This window comes from Paenibacillus sp. V4I3, from assembly GCF_030817215.1.
GTDB lineage: Bacteria > Bacillota > Bacilli > Paenibacillales > NBRC-103111 > Paenibacillus_E.
In genome coordinates this window covers 1,941,758-1,957,567 of the sequence record NZ_JAUSZA010000001.1, presented here as the reverse complement: position 1 = coordinate 1,957,567, position 15,810 = coordinate 1,941,758, and the positions used below count along the sequence as shown (strand labels likewise).

The window sequence follows — 15,810 nt, the reverse complement described above, 5'->3', positions numbered from 1 at the left end:
GAAGTCCGAAAAGGACTTCTCAGAGCCAGAAGGATGCTTGTTAACTGACAAATGAATGCTGAGAGAGCCGAAATGGACTTCTCACCGTCGATTAAGTAGCAAAGTGTTGCTGAGAAGTCCGAAAAAGACTTCTCAGAGACAGAAAGATGCTTGTTTACCGACAAATGAATGCTGAGAGAGCCGAAATAGACTTCTCAACGTCATAAAGTAGCAAACTGTCTCTGAGAAGTCCGAAAAGGACTTCTCAGAGACAGTTTGAGATCCCTCCTCACGGGGAATAATCGGATGTAAATCCATATCAGGAGGGACGAATTATACATGGCGGTCACAAGCAAAGGAACCAAAGGAACGCTGCTCGTGGAAGGGCATGAGCTGACTATTACGAACCCGAACAAGCTTTTATGGCCTGAAACGGGCATTACCAAGGCCGATTATCTCGCTAAATTAACTGAGTTGTCTCCTTTCCTGCTGCGTTATTGCCGAAATCGCCACTTAACAACCATTCGTTTTCCTAATGGGTATAACGAAAAATCCTTTTATCAAAAAAATGCCCCCGATCCGGTACCTAGCTTCGTGAAGCTGGCGCCGCTGGATGGCATTAATTACATCAATCTAGACTCGTTACCCACCCTTATATGGCTGGGAAATTTGGCTTGTTTGGAGTTTCATCCTTCCTTCCACCGAATTGGCGAGACGCTGCCAGCAGAATGGGTGATCGATATCGATCCTTCGCTAGAGGAAGAGCCGCGTATTATGGAGGCTGCCCACATCATTGGAGAAGTGTTGGATTCCCTGCATATTCAGTCGGTTCCCAAAACCTCAGGGGCTACAGGTGTTCAGATCTACATCCCTATTCAGCATGGCTACACATTTGAACAGCTTCGCCGTATCGGTCATTTTATAGGCGCCTTTGTCGTGAAAAAATATCCTAATCTTTTTACCATCGAAAGGTTCAAGAAAAATCGCGGCGATAGAATTTATGTAGACTACCTACAACACTGGTATGGAAAAACATTATCCGCTCCTTATACACCACGCGCCAAAAAGGACGCCTCTGTTTCCACCCCCCTATTATGGAAAGAGGTTGAGCTGCGTCCTAACATTCGTGATTTCAACTTACATACGGTAATGAACCGTTTGAGAACATATGGTGACCTCATTGAGAAGGTCCCTCCACAAAATTTGAACGCCATCATAGAGCGTCTAAAATAATTTAGTAGCCTCTAACAGAACTACTCTATTAGAACAAGGGAGATAATAATCGGGCAATGACTTCCTTCCCCTTTTCCATGCGGGACCTCATCTCAAATTGGGCTAATTTCAACTCATCACTATCCTTCAAATCCATTAAAAAGTCAGCCTCTAAACGCTCAATCTCATCCTTATTAAACATCACAGCATTCAATTCAAAGTTGCTAAAAAAGCTGCGCATATCCACATTCGCCGTACCTACTGTAGCCATCAAGTGGTCAATAATCATGACCTTAGCGTGCATGAAGCCTTTGCGATATAAATAGAACTGTACTCCCGCCTGCATCAGTTCAAGCAGATAGGATCGCGATGCGTACTGAACGATTTGGGAATCTGATTTGTAAGGGAGAATAATACGGACATCAACGCCGCTGATTACCGCTGTTTTGAGTGCCATAGTGATACTGGGATCCGGAATAAAATATGGCGTTGTCATGTAAATTCGCTTCTTAGCTGCTATAATACCTGCGAAGAACATCTCCTGAATAGCATCCCAGTGGGCATCTGGACCGCTTGAAATAACCTGGACCAACGAGGCTTGCGGTTCATGATGCTCAGGAAATAACGATTTTTCAGCCAATCGCTCCCTGCTAACGAACATCCAGTCTGTCATAAATGTCTGCTGCAAATAATATACTGAATCCCCGTGCAGCATGAGATGGGTATCCCGCCAGAAACCAAGCTTTCGATCTTTCCCTAAGTACTCATCGGCAATATTAATACCGCCAACGAACCCCACCAATCCATCAACGACAATGATTTTCCGATGATTGCGGTAGTTCATTCGTTTATCGAAGAATGCAATGAGCGGACGCAAAAAAGGATGCACTTCAACCCCGGCTTGCTTAAACTTATTTATGTAAGCCGCTGAAAGCGTATAACTGCCTACCCCGTCATAAATAACTCTGACCTTGACACCCTCCTTCGCCTTACGAATTAGAACTTCTTGAAATCTCACACCGGTTTCATCATGTCTTATGGTATAAAATTCAAAATGTATATGACTTCTCGCTTGTTCAATCGCCTTTATCATAGCCTCGTAAGTGACTTCCGCATTAGTCAGCACTTCAACTCGATTCTTCTGAGTAATGGGTGAGCCCGGAATGTTATGGAGCAGTCCACAAAGACGCGACTCTTCAAACAGCTGATAACTCTCCGCATTATTCGCAATCGCAGCCGATTCCTTATACATCCATTGATGTTTCATTTCATCCATTTTGCGACGTCCTCTGCGCCGAACCATTTTCCTTTGTGTATATTCCTTGGCTAAGAAATAGTACATGATAAATCCGATGATTGGAAAAATAAACAAAACGAGCAGCCAGGCTACCGTTTTAGCTGGCCGTTTGTATTCGCCGATCAGAATCGTTGCGGTCTGAAAAATGAATAGCAGCAGTAGTATGATAACCCACAACAAAAACTCCATCTCCTCTGCCAAAAAAAGATAAACGATTTACGCCGTCGTTAAGAACGAGCGTGTTGGTCAAATTTGGTGCGAAAATTTCCCCGCAATTTCTTGTCCTGATAGCTTTTGCCAAGCGCTACTCATCTATACCCATCCTACAGTTCGGGCTCCACCGAATAAAATTTTCCAACTTTCGTAATAAAATCCTTTCATTTCGAGAAAAATATGAAACACATTCCTATAATCTTCATCCAGATTGCAGCAGGAGGGCCCCACGCATGGTTAAAGCATCCAAACAATTGATGAAAAGTATCCTGCGTAAACGCCCATCAGATAGACTGGGTGAGAATAATGAGCAATCTGAGCTTAGTGATTCGTTAGACTATCACTTCATCGAAGAGCTTAAGCAAACTAAAATATCTCTTCTTCTACATGAAAATCATGAATTTATTAAAGCCATGTTTCAGGACTGCTCTGATGTTGTCGTCCGTGAATTCGAGATAGAGCCGCACATTCCGGCATTGCTGCTCTTCGTTGATGGACTCACCAACACCCAACTGCTCAACGAAACGATGAAATCGTTAATGCTCCTGGGTGGCGGCGAAACATCAATCGACCGCATCGCGGGCACGATACTGCCCGTGTCTCAGACACAGATCTCCGATAATTACGGAGACCTGCTCGTGTCCGTTCTCGGCGGGGATGCCGCTCTTCTCGTAGAAGGCAACGCGAAAGCCATTCTGCTTGGTATTCGCGGTACAGAGAAGCGCTCCGTTGGCGAGCCGGAGACGGAAACCGTCGTACGCGGACCAAAGGAAGGGTTCGTAGAGAGTATCCGATCGAACACCTCAATGATCCGCCGCAAATTGAAGACACCTCGACTCAAGATGAAATCCATGAGTGTTGGCAAAGAGAGCAATACCAATCTCGTCATCTGTTATCTTGACGACTTGGCGATGCCATCCCTTGTCGAGGAAGTGGTTAAGAGGCTCGAGCTCATTAAGATCGATGCCATTATGGAATCAGGCATAATTGAAGAACTCATCCAAGATGATGCGTATTCACCCTTTCCACAGATCCAAAATACGGAGCGTCCGGACGTCATCGCCAGTGCTCTCCTGCAAGGACGAGTAGCCATCCTCGTTGATGGCACACCCTTTGCACTCATTGTCCCGTTCGTGTTCATACAGGTTATGCAAGCGAGTGAGGATTATTATGAGCGATTCCAAATCGGTACACTATTACGCTTGCTGCGATACATTTTCTTATTTCTGTCGCTCACGGCACCTGCTCTGTATGTCGCTATAACGACGTACCACCATGAACTACTACCGACAACACTGATGTTAAGTGTTGCTGCCGCCCGCGAAGCGATTCCGTTCCCTGCCGTTGTTGAGGCGTTCATCATGGAAATTACATTCGAAGCCTTACGCGAAGCAGGTATTCGATTGCCCAAAGCGGTTGGCTCCGCTGTCTCCATCTTGGGTGCGCTCGTTGTTGGACAAGCCGCTGTCCAAGCCGGCATCGTATCCGCACCGATTGTCATCGTCGTATCCATTACAGGGATTGCTTCATTCACCATCCCGCGTTATAACGGCGCTATCGCTATTCGGATGCTGCGTTTTCCCTTTCTAATCGTTGCCTCTGTATTCGGTTTCTACGGAATCATCTTCTGCTTGCTGATTTTGTTCGGACATATGGCGAATTTACGTTCCTTCGGAGTGCCATATTTATCCCCATTAGGACCGTTATCCGCTGGAGACTTACAGGATGCGCTGGTTCGCTCTCCTTTGTGGGCGATGGAGAAACGTCCTGCATTTATGGCGATTCAAGACACACAGCGCATGGATCACAAGCTGCCTCAGCAAATCGAGGAGGACGGAGGCGTAACCGGAAGAAGAATTCAGCATGAGCATAAAGCGAGTGAGGAGGGCAACTCAGATGACTCATCGTAGGCGTCTTTTTGTGTTTGGGATGATGATCACCCTCATGCTGACATTCCTGACAGGCTGTTGGGATCGTACAGAAACCAACGATATCGCCTTTGTGCTCACCTCTTCCGTTGATCTGGAGGACGACGGCAAGTATCGCGTTACCTATATGTTACCCCTCCCCGGTTCCATGGGTGGCGCCAGCGGGGGTGGAGGCGGTACGAGCGGAGGCAAAAGTTACTATATAGATTCGGAGGTCGGAACGACGATACGCGAAGCAACGAGTAAGCTGCAGATGCGAATGTCGCGCAGATTGTTTCTATCACATCGGCGCACGATCGTCATTGGCGAAAAGCTTGCCAAAGCAGGCATTGCGATCATGTTTGACGATGCGGCGCGCACACCGGAGAGCCGGCTGACCTGTTTTCTGGTCGTGACGAAGGGCAGAGGCTACGACCTTCTGAATGCGGAGCCCAAGTTTGAACGTTTTCCCTCCGAAGTCATTCGCGAAATAACCAAATCGCGCCGTGCGATGGCGACATCGACGAAGGAAATTGGCCTTGCGCTTAGCTTTAACAGTGATCCTATTTTAAGTTACCTCGAGCCCAAGGAATCCCAAGGAACCAAGCAGCCCTCTCAAGAAATTCAGTTAATCGGCTATGGTCAGTTCAAAGGAGACCGAATGGTTGGCATTTACAGGAACCAGGAGGCGAATGGACTCATGTGGCTAAAAAACCATGTTAGAGAACATCTACTCACTTTTCCATTGGAATCAGGCAAAGATATCTCCATTCTCGTTAAGGAAGGACATACAGCTATCAAACCTGTGTTGCAAGGAGACAAGGTTATCTTTCAAGCTACGATAGAGGCTAAAGGGGTCATTGGTGAAGATTTATCCGAACAAGATCTCAACAAGCCGGAGGCCATCCACAAGGTGGAGCGTAAATTCGCAGAGCAAGTGAAGAAATGCGTCCAAGCCGCCATTAAGCAAATGCAAAAGGAAGGGACCGATTCAGCGCAATTGGGTTTAATGGTTTGGAGGAGTCATCCTAATACGTGGAACAATGGTTTAAAAAAACAGTGGCGAGATGTGTTTAAAGAAGCTGAATTCCGCATCAAGGTTGAAGCCTCCATCACTGAAACCGGTCTTATCAATCAGAATGTGATCAAGGATGGGAGCTAGCGATGAACAGCATATTTATACTGAGCTTTCTATTCATTATGATTGCCAGTCTTTTGATAGACCGCAAGGTACTTAAGCAGCAGAAAGGCAGTGTAAAGGTGACGTATGGGCTAATTACCTTTGTCACATTTGCACTCTTCATGACCAAATATTTACACGTACCCATTCCGATGCCTTCGCGCTTCTTTATCCACACGGTCTCCCCTTGGTTTAGTCATTTAATGGGTATTTGATCGCAAATCAACAAATCAATCATTCAGTGATCAGCCCTTGAAGCAATCGAAAAGGCGGTGTCTTTCATGGATAAAAAACAAGTGATCAACCAGAGACAGCTGGCGTGGCTGACCTCTTCTGTCATCACAAGCGGAGGCATCTTAACGTTGCAAAATGTACTGATTCGAGTAAGTGAGATGGATGCGTGGTTCAGCTATATCCTATCTGTTTTCTATATATTTGTGATTGCAGCCTTTTTCGGATATTTAGTGAAGATGTTTCCCAAGCGGAATATTTTCGAAATATCCATACATTTGCTGGGGCGCTGGGGCGGTACTGTCGTCAATCTCTTAATTTTGTTCCACTTCTGGCAAATTCTCGTACAGGATATGTCTTGCGCGTCGAAATATAATTCCACGTTGTTGCTGCACAACACACCCGTCGAAATCTTAGTTCTGGTGCCCTGTTTGTATCTGATTTATTTTGGGAGAAGCAGCGTTGAAATCGTCGCTCGCGTCAACGACATGTTCTATCCTCTCTTCGTCATCGCGACTTTGTCGATGCCGCTGTTGCTATCGAACGAATTCAATCTTCGGCTCGCTATGCCTGTTCTCACAATTCCGTTCAAACAATTGGCCTTCAGCAACCTGCTTGCCATCGGAAGTGCAGGTGATATTTTCATTCTCGGCGCCTTTCTGCACACGATGTACAACGCCAATCAAATCCGTTCTGCGATCCGACACGGATCCATGCTCGGTATTTGCCTGTTCACGCTTATCATTTTTTTGGTACTTACCGTTTTGGGACCGAAAATGTCTGCGAATTTCATATATCCCGCTTACAATTTGGTGCAAATGATTCATGTGACGGATTTTCTCGATCGGCTTGATATCGTTCTCCTGACTATCTGGTTACCCGTTCTAGCTTGCAAAATGATCGCAATATATTTAGCGATTCTCTTAGGCATTAGCTCGATCATCAAGGAGCGCAACTATCCCGTCATTAACAAACAGGTCGCCCTCTTGGTGGCGTTTACGACGATTCTATCGTTCAAGAGTATCACGGAGCTGCTCGCCTTCGCGAATTTCAGCATGCCGCTCATCGTCCTAGGATATCAGCCTTTCGTCATCTGTATCCTATTCGCTGCCGCGAAGATCAAGCAGCGGAAGCAATCTCATCCAGTGGCTTCACCCAGCGACAGTGGGAATTCTACTAAAACTCCTCCCGAGCAGATGACCAAGACCACTGTACGATTCTCCTACAAGCAATGGCTATGGCTGGGCAATATCCTGATTGTCTTCTCCACTGTCTGCATTGCCATCGGACTTGCCTTCGGCAAGTATAAGCCCATCATGAGCACGGCCTGCGCTATGTGTTTTGCTTGTTGTTTATTCCTTACGCTCATGACAACTTATATGGAGGTGAACCTTTCGAAGCAATCAGAAGCAGGTAGATGATTTAGCGGCAAAAAAATGTATTAAAAAAAACGCACCCGTATAAACAGGCACGTTACATGGTTAATCAGGAACTGACTGGCTTAACCTACTTTTGGCCACTTTCAAGTAGCCATACATATTTAGATATTCGCTTTCATTCGCGAATCGTAATTTTAACGACCCTGCGGCTTCTTGGATATAAGGTTTCAGGGCTGTTGCGCCTCCACCAATCACATAGAAGCATTGAATATCGGGATATTTGCGCCAGCGCTTTTTGATCATCTCGATCATGCGCAAAGCCGCGCGGCGGAAATGCTGATCCACGATCGGCCGAATATCAACCTGTCCTTCGCCAAGGAGTTGAATCGTAAACTCACGATTCTTCACTCGCTGAACTAGCTTCGCGCGGCTTGGAAACACGTAGCCGTAGGCATCTTCGACATCGCGAATGACGGCATCCAGATAAGTAGCGATGCCAATTTGCTCGCCATGGCTGAAGTGATTGTCAATGGCCATCCGTTTGATAACAGGGAAGTCCGTTGTCAGCGCACCGATCTCGCAAACACCGATGCAGCCGTTGTAAATTTCTTCATCCTTGACTTGCAAGCTGTCGTGCGTTGCCAAATGGAACATTGCTGCCGCACCTTCAATGGAGACTGCAACCTTGCGCACCGATACTTTAATCTTGCGGTTTTGGAATTGTGGAGTGGATAGAAACGTCACTTCATGCTCACCAATTAGCCTCTGCTCGAATTGCTGATTGAACTTGGCAAACGCACGAACAGGCAAACCGGTTCCGAGCGTATATTCGACTTCGTCTGCATTTCCGTACCCAGCATTAAAGGCTTGGTTGGTGAGACCTTGATAAGCTAGCGCAGTAAGCGCAACAATAAGGGATTGATCCGATATCGCCTTATTATCCGTATCTTCAAGCTCTAGGTTATCTTCGTGTTCCAAAGCAAGTTGTCCGACGAAATAGCGTTGATTTCTTTGTGAAAGGGATGGGCTGTAAATCATCACATCCAGCGCTTTCAATGGTGAATCCTCTTCCTGCAAAATATGTCTTTCGTATCCCGGTGCAATGATATTCGGGATCACTAACGGTTCTCTAGAACCATCCAGCACCAGTTTAATACTATCGTTCCCTATATCGATACCTGCAAGCTTTATCATTAGCGGCTACACTCCATATCTACAACTTCCTGTATTTCTTAAGTACATTCGATTATATCCGACAAGATTCCTTCCTACTTTCGACTCATTTTATCTAGGACTAGTAGGTATTAGGAAGGTTTTTATCAAAATATGACGAATGAAGTACAGGAATATGAACTTTACCAAATTCAACCACGACAGGAGACAATTAAGCTTTATGAAGCTCAACTGGAAACCCAAAAAACTGACGCTAGTCATCATTCCAGATGCCAACCAATCGGTCGTCAGGTTTCGTATTCCCCATTTATTCGCTTATATCGCTGCAGCATGCCTCTCCGTGCTACTGCTAATTTCTATAATCACTTATGTGATGCATGCAAATACCTTAAAAAAGGCTAGCGCTTTACAAACTAAGCTAACAGGGGCTAACCAGCAATGGAGTGCTGCATTAAATTCCAAAGACAAGGCCATCGAACAATTACAGAATGAAGTTATTCAACTGTCTCAGCAAGCCGAACAAATGAAAACACAAGTCGAAGAGATGAAGAAATTCGAAAGTGATCTCAAATCGATTGCCGGGATCGACGCAAACACAACCGGCACAGCTGTTGCCAGCACGTCATCCAGCAAACAGGATAAACCTGCGGAAGCAGATGGAAAGCTCCCTGCCCTCGACAGCGGCATTGGCGGAAGTCCTAATCCAGCTTCTCAGGAAGACATTATAAAGCTTGGTGAGCAGACGTTAGCTTCCTTCACGGTTCTTAACAGCGAAGTGAAAGAGCTGCAATCCAGCTTAACCGTAACGAAGCAAAAGGTTGCCGATAAGCAGCAATTGCTTCGCATTACCCCAACCTTGTGGCCGACTACCACCAAGGTCGTCACCTCAACGTTCGGCTACCGTACGGACCCTTTTACGCATCGTCCAAGCTTTCATTCCGGCATTGATTTCGGTGCCCGTGAGAATGATCCTGTCTATGCAACCGCAGACGGCAAAGTCGTCAGTACGGGGAAGGATATGTTCCATGGCAACAATATCGTCATCGAGCATTCAAAGGGATTGCGCACTTGGTACATGCATTTAAATAAAATTTTAGTGAACAAGGGAGATACCGTAGAAAAAGGTAGTTCTATAGGCCTAGTCGGCTCCACGGGACGCAGTACTGGACCTCATCTGCACTATGAAGTACTCAAAAATGGGGAAAGCATCGATCCCAAACCTTATCTCAAAGCGATTCGAAAGGATGAATAATCACCATGTTTAAGAAAAAGAAAGACTTCATGAATCCGAATACAACAGATACTTTGATTGGAGAAGGTACAACCTTTGAAGGCCGCATCAAATCAGAAGCAAGCATTCGCATTGAAGGCGGCATTACAGGTGATATCGAATGCGCAGGGGATGTTATTATAGGAGAAAATGGCGTAGTAAAATCCAATATTTCTGCAAGAGACGTTGTACTGGCAGGAAGTGTGCAGGGTAACATCATAACCAAGGGCAAGCTGACAATTACTTCTACAGGTTCCCTTCAAGGCAATATCAGCGCGGCTTCCTTTATCATTGAAGAAGGTGGACTATTCCAAGGAAACAGTAAAATGGACTCGAAAACATCAACAACTGCTCCTCTCCAAAACGGTGAGCAAGAGAACGGGAATAAACCTGCCTCATCCGCAAATGGGGCATTTAAGGGGAATACGGTGGCTATGTAATAGTCTCGCCTAGGTTTGGGGCTAGGCGCATGTTATAATAGTTGGAAATTCATTTCTAACTGATGCAGGAGACAGGGCCTATGAGAGAACAGACGATACTTTTTGATCTTGATGATACGTTAGTGCATTGTAATAAATATTTTGACTTCGTGATTGACCAGTTTATCGATCTTATGCTCACTTGGTATTCTGGGCACGGACTTAGCGCACAGGATATCAAAAAGAAGCAGCTCCAAATCGATCTTGCTGGCATCCACATTCATGGCTTTATGCCGGATCGTTTTCCCAAATCATTTGTTGAGACGTACCAATGGTTTGCCGCACAGTATAACCGTCCAACTAATGTAAAAGAAGAATCATGGCTGATGCAATTAGGCCACACTGTCTATGAATACACGGCAGAGCCTTATCCGCAAATGAACGAAACACTCGATCATCTCCAGAAAGCCGGACACCGACTGTTCTTATACACAGGTGGCGATGCATCCATCCAAATGAAAAAAGTGAAGGATTTGAGTTTAGACACCTACTTTGATGATCGCATCTTTGTTACGGTGCATAAGACGAGAGAATACATGGAAACGATCATGAATGAACAGCGTTTTGATCGCAACCACACATGGATGATCGGCAACTCGATCAAAACAGATGTACTGCCTGCGCTGCATGCGGGTATTCACTCGATTCACATTCCTGTACAGCAGGACTGGGAGTACAACAAAGGAACCATCGACATCACCCCCAAAGGGGCGTTCTATCAGTTGAACTCCTTGCAGGAAGTTCCTGATACCATCCACGGGTATATTCAAAAATGAGAAAGGGACGATTCCAAAGGTTTCATAACCTAGGAGTCGTCCTTTTTGGTATCCGTTAGTCTCTATTCCACCCGATAATCAGGCGGCTACATCGCGTCTGCGGAATATTTCCCAAGAGAGCACATTAAACAATAAGAAGTAGAAGAGCAGAACGGTGATAGAGAAACCAAGCGTCATCCCTTCTGCCAGCGGCTGCCCCTCTAAGTAGGGAGTGAGATCCGTGTTGGCGAATAAGAAATACTTTCCCCAGCTGTATCTCATCAGCAATAGCGTAATAATTTGCCCCGCGAACATGATGAAAATGCTAAGGCCAATGGCTAGTGAAGAACTCCGAAATACGGTCGAGATCATAAAGGCCATCGTCACGATCATGACGAGTTCGATCAGCTTTAGTCCATAAGTTGCAAACACATACACCAGCATATTCCCTTCCTGAACTTGTCCTGCTGCATTTACAGTCAGGTGTGGAAGGCTTAGATTCTGAAATCCGTAGAGGAACCCGTTCACAATCAGAGAAGTAATAAACATCACAATCAGCAGAGTAGCTGCAAATAGAAGCGTTGTTAGATACTTAGACAAGAGAATCTTCGCTCGGCTGGCAGGACGAATGAGCAGCAGCTTAATCGTCCCCCATGTAAACTCACCAGCGACCATATCTCCGGCAATAATCACGGTAAATAACGTAACCATGATGATTAATCCTGCCGCGCTTAAGGTGCCACCCCATAAGGTGTTATCTGTCGGAGGGTAATTATGATCCAACATGTACTGCTGGAGCGCTATGTCCTCCCTCATCTGCTGTTTAAATTTGGCCGGCACATCCGGATTTTCCAGCTCTTTCTGATTGTGCTCAATCGATTCCGCCGCTCTTGTCTTCCATTCTTCATTTGCACTATAGCCCGAATGTGAGAACAGTGCAGCTAATACGACAATGGCAATCAATAATCCACTTAGAATCCAAGTTCGCAGCCTACGATAAATTTTCATCTGTTCATTTCGAATGAGATTAAGCAATCGGATCACTTCCCGTCATTTCTAAAAATTGATCTTCCAGGGATTTGATTGCCGCTCGGATGCCGTAGACCGCAATCCCTGCCTCTACGAATCTTTTGTTCCACGCAGCGGTTTCTTGCTTATCGAGATTCATGATAAGGTCATTCCCAGCTACTTCCACTGTTGCTCCGTGTTCTGCTGCTAATGTCAAAGCTTGATTCATCGACGCCACCTCAAAAGCCACCTGCTGCTTGCCATCCGCTTGAACAAATTCTTTAATCAGTCTGACGTCCACCAGCTTCCCGTTCTGAATAATGGCGACACGGTCGCACATTAACTCCATCTCCGATAGTAAGTGACTGGACACGATGACCGATATCCCATCCTCCCGGGTAAGCTTCCGTAAATGATCACGCAGCTCGCGAATACCTGCTGGATCCAGCCCATTGGTAGGCTCGTCCAGGATGAGTACTGAAGGCTTATGCAGCAAAGCTTGAGCAATTCCAAGCCTTTGGCGCATACCGAGGGAGTACGTTTTGACCTTATCATGGATTCTATTTTCCATACCAACAAGATCAATGACCTCATGAATCCGGTCTTCCTCAATGCCCGGGAACATTCTCGCGTAATGGACCAGATTATGATAACCACTCAGAAACTTGTACATTTCCGGATTTTCCACAATGGCGCCAACATGACGAATCGCTTGCTCAAAATGGGTGCGAATCGAATACCCGCTAATCCGTATATCCCCTTCCGTGATCGACATGAGTCCGACCATCATCCGAATGGTTGTCGTTTTTCCCGCTCCGTTCGGACCCAGAAACCCAAACACCTCGCCCCGCGGCACCTCAAAGCTTAATTTATCAATAATCGTCTTAGAACCGATTCGTTTTGTAATTTGATCGATTTTTACTATCGGCATAATGGCATCTGTTGTTGCCGTCATCCTTAACACTCCCCCTAACTTTTAACCAATATAACCCAATGCTACCCTACCTTAACCGCTTTGCCTAGTAATCTCCCAAAGAATAGTCATAGAGAAAGGTCACAAATCATCACCTAACCTATATGACTGTGCTCACTATGGCTTTTTCCTAATTTTATGTACAATGATCATATAAGATCTTGTGTGAAGGAGTCCTTTTATGATTCAAAGAAGACCTTGGCATGGTGTAGAGTGGTCCCTGTTTATCGTCTTGACCGGTTCTTCGCTGCTTGGCCTACTTTATGCGCTTCTGCATATGCATGAGCATGAACTAACTACCACAATTAAAACGATATTGGCCATCCTCCTGTCCTATGGCGTTCCATTTCTATTCTGGAGACCGGACTACATCAACTCAACTTTCTATCCGATTGCTGTGCTGCTGACAGGTATTCCTCTACAAATCTATCTTTCATGGATGCAGCAGGATGCATACCTTACTATTAATTGCCCATTAATGGTCATTGGATTCCTTACCGACCGAAAAAATGCTTGGTGGACCGCTCCCATATTTATGGTGGCTATGCCTGTTGAGTATTTTTTCATCCTACACAGCGGGATGGGGGTTGGCCAATTATTTAGCATTATCTTAAATGCTGTGCTGTTCTTTGCCATTGGCCTTAGCTTACAACGGGTTGTGACTTCGAATGAGAAGACCGAAAAGCTATTAGCCGAGAACCAACGTCAGTATCATTTAATCCATGAGCAAAATAACGCATTAGAGCAGTACGCCAACCAGATCGAACAGCTTACGCTGCTTGAGGAGCGCAATCGGATGGCACGTGAATTACACGATACAGTGGGTCATACGTTTACTTCCGTCATCATGGGGATGGACGCTGTGTCCTACCTGATCGAAACTGCACCAGACAAAGCCAAAGAAAAGCTGGATGTCCTGCGTAGTGTAACCCGCAATGGACTTGAAGAAGTACGCCGCAGCATTCATCAGATGGTTCCCGAAGGCGATATGCTGCTCTCCCAACAATTGACGAGACTGGCCAACGAATTTGCCCTTCATACCGGAACCCAAATCCGATTCACGACCGTAGGTGAGGAATTCGAAATTCCAAAACAAACCAAACTTTCGCTCATTCGCTGTCTGCAGGAATCACTAACCAATGCCAAACGGCATGGCAGGGCTTCCACCGTTGAAGTTACACTAACTTACTCCGACGGTTTAGTCGACATTCGCATTGAGGACGATGGCATCGGTACGGAGCAGTTGAAAGTTGGCTTTGGTATCAACGCCATGCAGGAACGCATATTTGCTTTGCAGGGTACGCTGCAGGTAAGCTCCACATTAGGTCAGGGTACTGTCGTCCATTGTTCCATTCCTGCCAAACGCTCGCCGACTTTCTAAATCCTTTCCCGTTGGAAGCACCGAATGGTACAATGTGGATACAAACATAAGCAGCGCTTACGATGCCAGTTTTTTCTGGCGAAAAACTCAAGTAGCGCTTACGATGCCAGTTTTTCTGGCGAAAAACTCTAAGGAGGACCCAGCATGAACACGACCCCGCTTAAACTTCTCCTGGTCGATGATCAGGATTTAATAAGAGAAAGCTTACACATCGTACTTGATATGGATCCGGATATTCATGTCGTCGGCTTGGCTGAGAATGGTCACATTGCTCTAAAGCAGTGCGAAGAACAGCAGCCTGACGTTGTACTCATGGACATTCATATGCCTGTCATGGACGGCGTTGAAGCGACCCGCCAAATCAAGGCCGCATGGCCTCAGATTCGTGTCATCATCCTGACTACCTTCCAGGAAATCAGCTATGTCGTTGATGCCCTAGGAGCGGGAGCTGAAGGCTATTTGCTCAAAGCCATTCATCCGAAGGATCTGGCGGCCGGCATCAAATGGGTGCATCAAGGCGGCACACTCATCCCGCAAGATATCGCCAGAATGCTCGTCAAGGAAGCAAGAGGCGCTTCAGATCACACATCGCAGGGTGCCGGAGTCAAAGCTGTGGAAGAGCAGGTTCGGGCCGATACTTATGGACTCAGTGAGCGCGAAGTGCAAGTACTGCACTGTATCGCCGATGGCCTCAATAACAGAGAAATTGCCGAAAAGCTGTTCTTGTCCGAAGGCACCGTGAAGAACTATATTTCCAGCATATACTCGAAAATGGACGTCCGAGACCGCGTGCAAGCATCCAAGAAGGCTCATGAGGAAGGGATGCTATAGATTTCCAGCTGCACTAAAACGGAAAGACCGCTCTTCGGCTAGGAAGATGCGGTCTTTTGTCCTTTTCAACTATCCGAAAAGCTTCTCCAGTAACGACTTTTTTCGTTTCCGAATCTTTCTGTAGCTTTTCACCCTGGAATATGTCGGCTCCTCATTAACCCGTTCAGGCAGTTCATCTGAATAGAGCGTAAACTGTTGGGATTCCTTATGCAAAACTTCGGCATCCATGTCCGTCGGCTGCTGCAGTACCACGATCCCATTCGTCAACTGCTCATGGAGCTTATGTTCAATTTGATATTTAAATTGTCGCAGCAGTTGTTCTTGCTGTTTGTTCTGGAGTTCAAAATGCGCATGAAGCTGTGTTTGAAGATCAGCTACCTGCTGGGAGAGGAGCACAACTGCTTTTTGCAGAGAATGAAAATGCTGTGTACCGATGGGTTTGTCCATTTCAAACTCCTGAAGGTCCTCTCCATTCTCTGCTAGCAGTGCATGCAGTTCCGCCGGCGTAATGAGATCCTTTTTCTTCATGTGCTCCCCTCCAA

General features: G+C 46.1%; 15 protein-coding genes. 10 read left to right on the top strand and 5 right to left on the bottom strand.

Annotated elements, in window-relative coordinates; translation table 11 throughout:
- Positions 1-318 precede the first annotated feature (318 nt).
- Complete coding sequence (ligD, locus tag QFZ77_RS09095; RefSeq protein ID WP_307438672.1) at positions 319-1,212, top strand: non-homologous end-joining DNA ligase; 894 nt, start codon at positions 319-321, stop codon at positions 1,210-1,212.
- 28 nt (positions 1,213-1,240) lie between these two features.
- Here the strand turns inward: ligD and cls are convergent, their stop codons facing one another.
- Positions 1,241-2,668 carry a cardiolipin synthase gene (gene cls / locus QFZ77_RS09090; RefSeq protein WP_307438670.1) on the bottom strand — a complete coding sequence of 476 codons (1,428 nt, stop codon included), beginning with the start codon at positions 2,666-2,668 and terminating at the stop codon, positions 1,241-1,243.
- Positions 2,669-2,934: 266 nt separating this feature from the next.
- Between cls and QFZ77_RS09085 the strand changes: the two genes are divergently transcribed.
- From QFZ77_RS09085 to QFZ77_RS09070, 4 genes are all read left to right on the top strand, one after another.
- The gene (locus tag QFZ77_RS09085; protein ID WP_307438668.1) at positions 2,935-4,611 is read left to right on the top strand and encodes a spore germination protein; all 1,677 of its coding nucleotides are present in this window, start codon (positions 2,935-2,937) and stop codon (positions 4,609-4,611) included.
- Positions 4,598-5,770: a Ger(x)C family spore germination protein gene (locus QFZ77_RS09080; protein ID WP_307438666.1), complete on the top strand. Its 1,173-nt coding sequence runs from the start codon at positions 4,598-4,600 to the stop codon at positions 5,768-5,770. The genes QFZ77_RS09085 and QFZ77_RS09080 overlap by 14 nt, the downstream gene beginning before the upstream one ends.
- Positions 5,771-5,772: 2 nt before the next feature.
- Positions 5,773-6,003, top strand: coding sequence for a hypothetical protein (locus QFZ77_RS09075; protein WP_307438664.1), 231 nt, complete (start codon positions 5,773-5,775; stop codon positions 6,001-6,003).
- A 66-nt stretch (positions 6,004-6,069) separates the two neighbouring features.
- On the top strand, positions 6,070-7,440 hold the full coding sequence (locus QFZ77_RS09070) for a GerAB/ArcD/ProY family transporter (RefSeq protein ID WP_307438662.1): 1,371 nt from the start codon (positions 6,070-6,072) through the stop codon (positions 7,438-7,440).
- Positions 7,441-7,500: 60 nt separating this feature from the next.
- On the opposite strand, the gene QFZ77_RS09065 is transcribed toward QFZ77_RS09070, so the two are convergent.
- Entirely contained in the window at positions 7,501-8,592 is a 1,092-nt protein-coding gene (locus QFZ77_RS09065) for a ParM/StbA family protein (protein WP_307438660.1), read from the bottom strand.
- Positions 8,593-8,791: 199 nt separating this feature from the next.
- On the opposite strand from QFZ77_RS09065, the gene QFZ77_RS09060 reads away from it, so the two are divergent.
- From QFZ77_RS09060 to QFZ77_RS09050, 3 genes are all read left to right on the top strand, one after another.
- Entirely contained in the window at positions 8,792-9,823 is a 1,032-nt protein-coding gene (locus QFZ77_RS09060) for a peptidoglycan DD-metalloendopeptidase family protein (protein ID WP_307438659.1), read from the top strand.
- Between the two features lie 5 nt (positions 9,824-9,828).
- On the top strand, positions 9,829-10,281 hold the full coding sequence (locus QFZ77_RS09055) for a bactofilin family protein (RefSeq protein ID WP_307438657.1): 453 nt from the start codon (positions 9,829-9,831) through the stop codon (positions 10,279-10,281).
- An 80-nt stretch (positions 10,282-10,361) separates the two neighbouring features.
- Entirely contained in the window at positions 10,362-11,096 is a 735-nt protein-coding gene (locus tag QFZ77_RS09050; RefSeq protein ID WP_307438655.1) for an HAD family hydrolase, read from the top strand.
- Positions 11,097-11,174: 78 nt separating this feature from the next.
- On the opposite strand, the gene QFZ77_RS09045 is transcribed toward QFZ77_RS09050, so the two are convergent.
- Together QFZ77_RS09045 and QFZ77_RS09040 are read right to left on the bottom strand one after the other, a co-directional pair.
- On the bottom strand, positions 11,175-12,119 hold the full coding sequence (locus QFZ77_RS09045; protein ID WP_307438653.1) for an ABC transporter permease subunit: 945 nt from the start codon (positions 12,117-12,119) through the stop codon (positions 11,175-11,177).
- Complete coding sequence (locus tag QFZ77_RS09040) at positions 12,103-13,038, bottom strand: ABC transporter ATP-binding protein (protein ID WP_307438651.1); 936 nt, start codon at positions 13,036-13,038, stop codon at positions 12,103-12,105. Before QFZ77_RS09040 ends, QFZ77_RS09045 begins: the two co-directional genes overlap by 17 nt.
- A gap of 199 nt (positions 13,039-13,237) precedes the next feature.
- On the opposite strand from QFZ77_RS09040, the gene QFZ77_RS09035 reads away from it, so the two are divergent.
- Complete coding sequence (locus QFZ77_RS09035; RefSeq protein WP_307438650.1) at positions 13,238-14,437, top strand: sensor histidine kinase; 1,200 nt, start codon at positions 13,238-13,240, stop codon at positions 14,435-14,437.
- 144 nt (positions 14,438-14,581) lie between these two features.
- Entirely contained in the window at positions 14,582-15,268 is a 687-nt protein-coding gene (locus QFZ77_RS09030) for a response regulator transcription factor (RefSeq protein WP_307438648.1), read from the top strand.
- A 69-nt stretch (positions 15,269-15,337) separates the two neighbouring features.
- On the opposite strand, the gene QFZ77_RS09025 is transcribed toward QFZ77_RS09030, so the two are convergent.
- Positions 15,338-15,796 carry a hypothetical protein gene (locus tag QFZ77_RS09025; protein WP_307438646.1) on the bottom strand — a complete coding sequence of 153 codons (459 nt, stop codon included), beginning with the start codon at positions 15,794-15,796 and terminating at the stop codon, positions 15,338-15,340.
- Positions 15,797-15,810: the final 14 nt, after the last annotated feature.

Bases quoted from the DNA above. Each gene is read 5' to 3' on its own strand.
- QFZ77_RS09075 (WP_307438664.1), top strand. From the start codon at position 5,773: ATGAACAGCATATTTATACTGAGCTTTCTATTCATTATGATTGCCAGT.
- QFZ77_RS09080 (WP_307438666.1), top strand. From the start codon at position 4,598: ATGACTCATCGTAGGCGTCTTTTTGTGTTTGGGATGATGATCACCCTC.
- QFZ77_RS09070 (WP_307438662.1), top strand. From the start codon at position 6,070: ATGGATAAAAAACAAGTGATCAACCAGAGACAGCTGGCGTGGCTGACC.
- QFZ77_RS09055 (WP_307438657.1), top strand. From the start codon at position 9,829: ATGTTTAAGAAAAAGAAAGACTTCATGAATCCGAATACAACAGATACT.
- QFZ77_RS09040 (WP_307438651.1), bottom strand. From the start codon at position 13,038: ATGACGGCAACAACAGATGCCATTATGCCGATAGTAAAAATCGATCAA.
- QFZ77_RS09025 (WP_307438646.1), bottom strand. From the start codon at position 15,796: ATGAAGAAAAAGGATCTCATTACGCCGGCGGAACTGCATGCACTGCTA.
- QFZ77_RS09065 (WP_307438660.1), bottom strand. From the start codon at position 8,592: ATGATAAAGCTTGCAGGTATCGATATAGGGAACGATAGTATTAAACTG.
- QFZ77_RS09035 (WP_307438650.1), top strand. From the start codon at position 13,238: ATGATTCAAAGAAGACCTTGGCATGGTGTAGAGTGGTCCCTGTTTATC.
- QFZ77_RS09030 (WP_307438648.1), top strand. From the start codon at position 14,582: ATGAACACGACCCCGCTTAAACTTCTCCTGGTCGATGATCAGGATTTA.
- QFZ77_RS09060 (WP_307438659.1), top strand. From the start codon at position 8,792: ATGAAGCTCAACTGGAAACCCAAAAAACTGACGCTAGTCATCATTCCA.
- QFZ77_RS09050 (WP_307438655.1), top strand. From the start codon at position 10,362: ATGAGAGAACAGACGATACTTTTTGATCTTGATGATACGTTAGTGCAT.
- QFZ77_RS09085 (WP_307438668.1), top strand. From the start codon at position 2,935: ATGGTTAAAGCATCCAAACAATTGATGAAAAGTATCCTGCGTAAACGC.
- ligD (WP_307438672.1), top strand. From the start codon at position 319: ATGGCGGTCACAAGCAAAGGAACCAAAGGAACGCTGCTCGTGGAAGGG.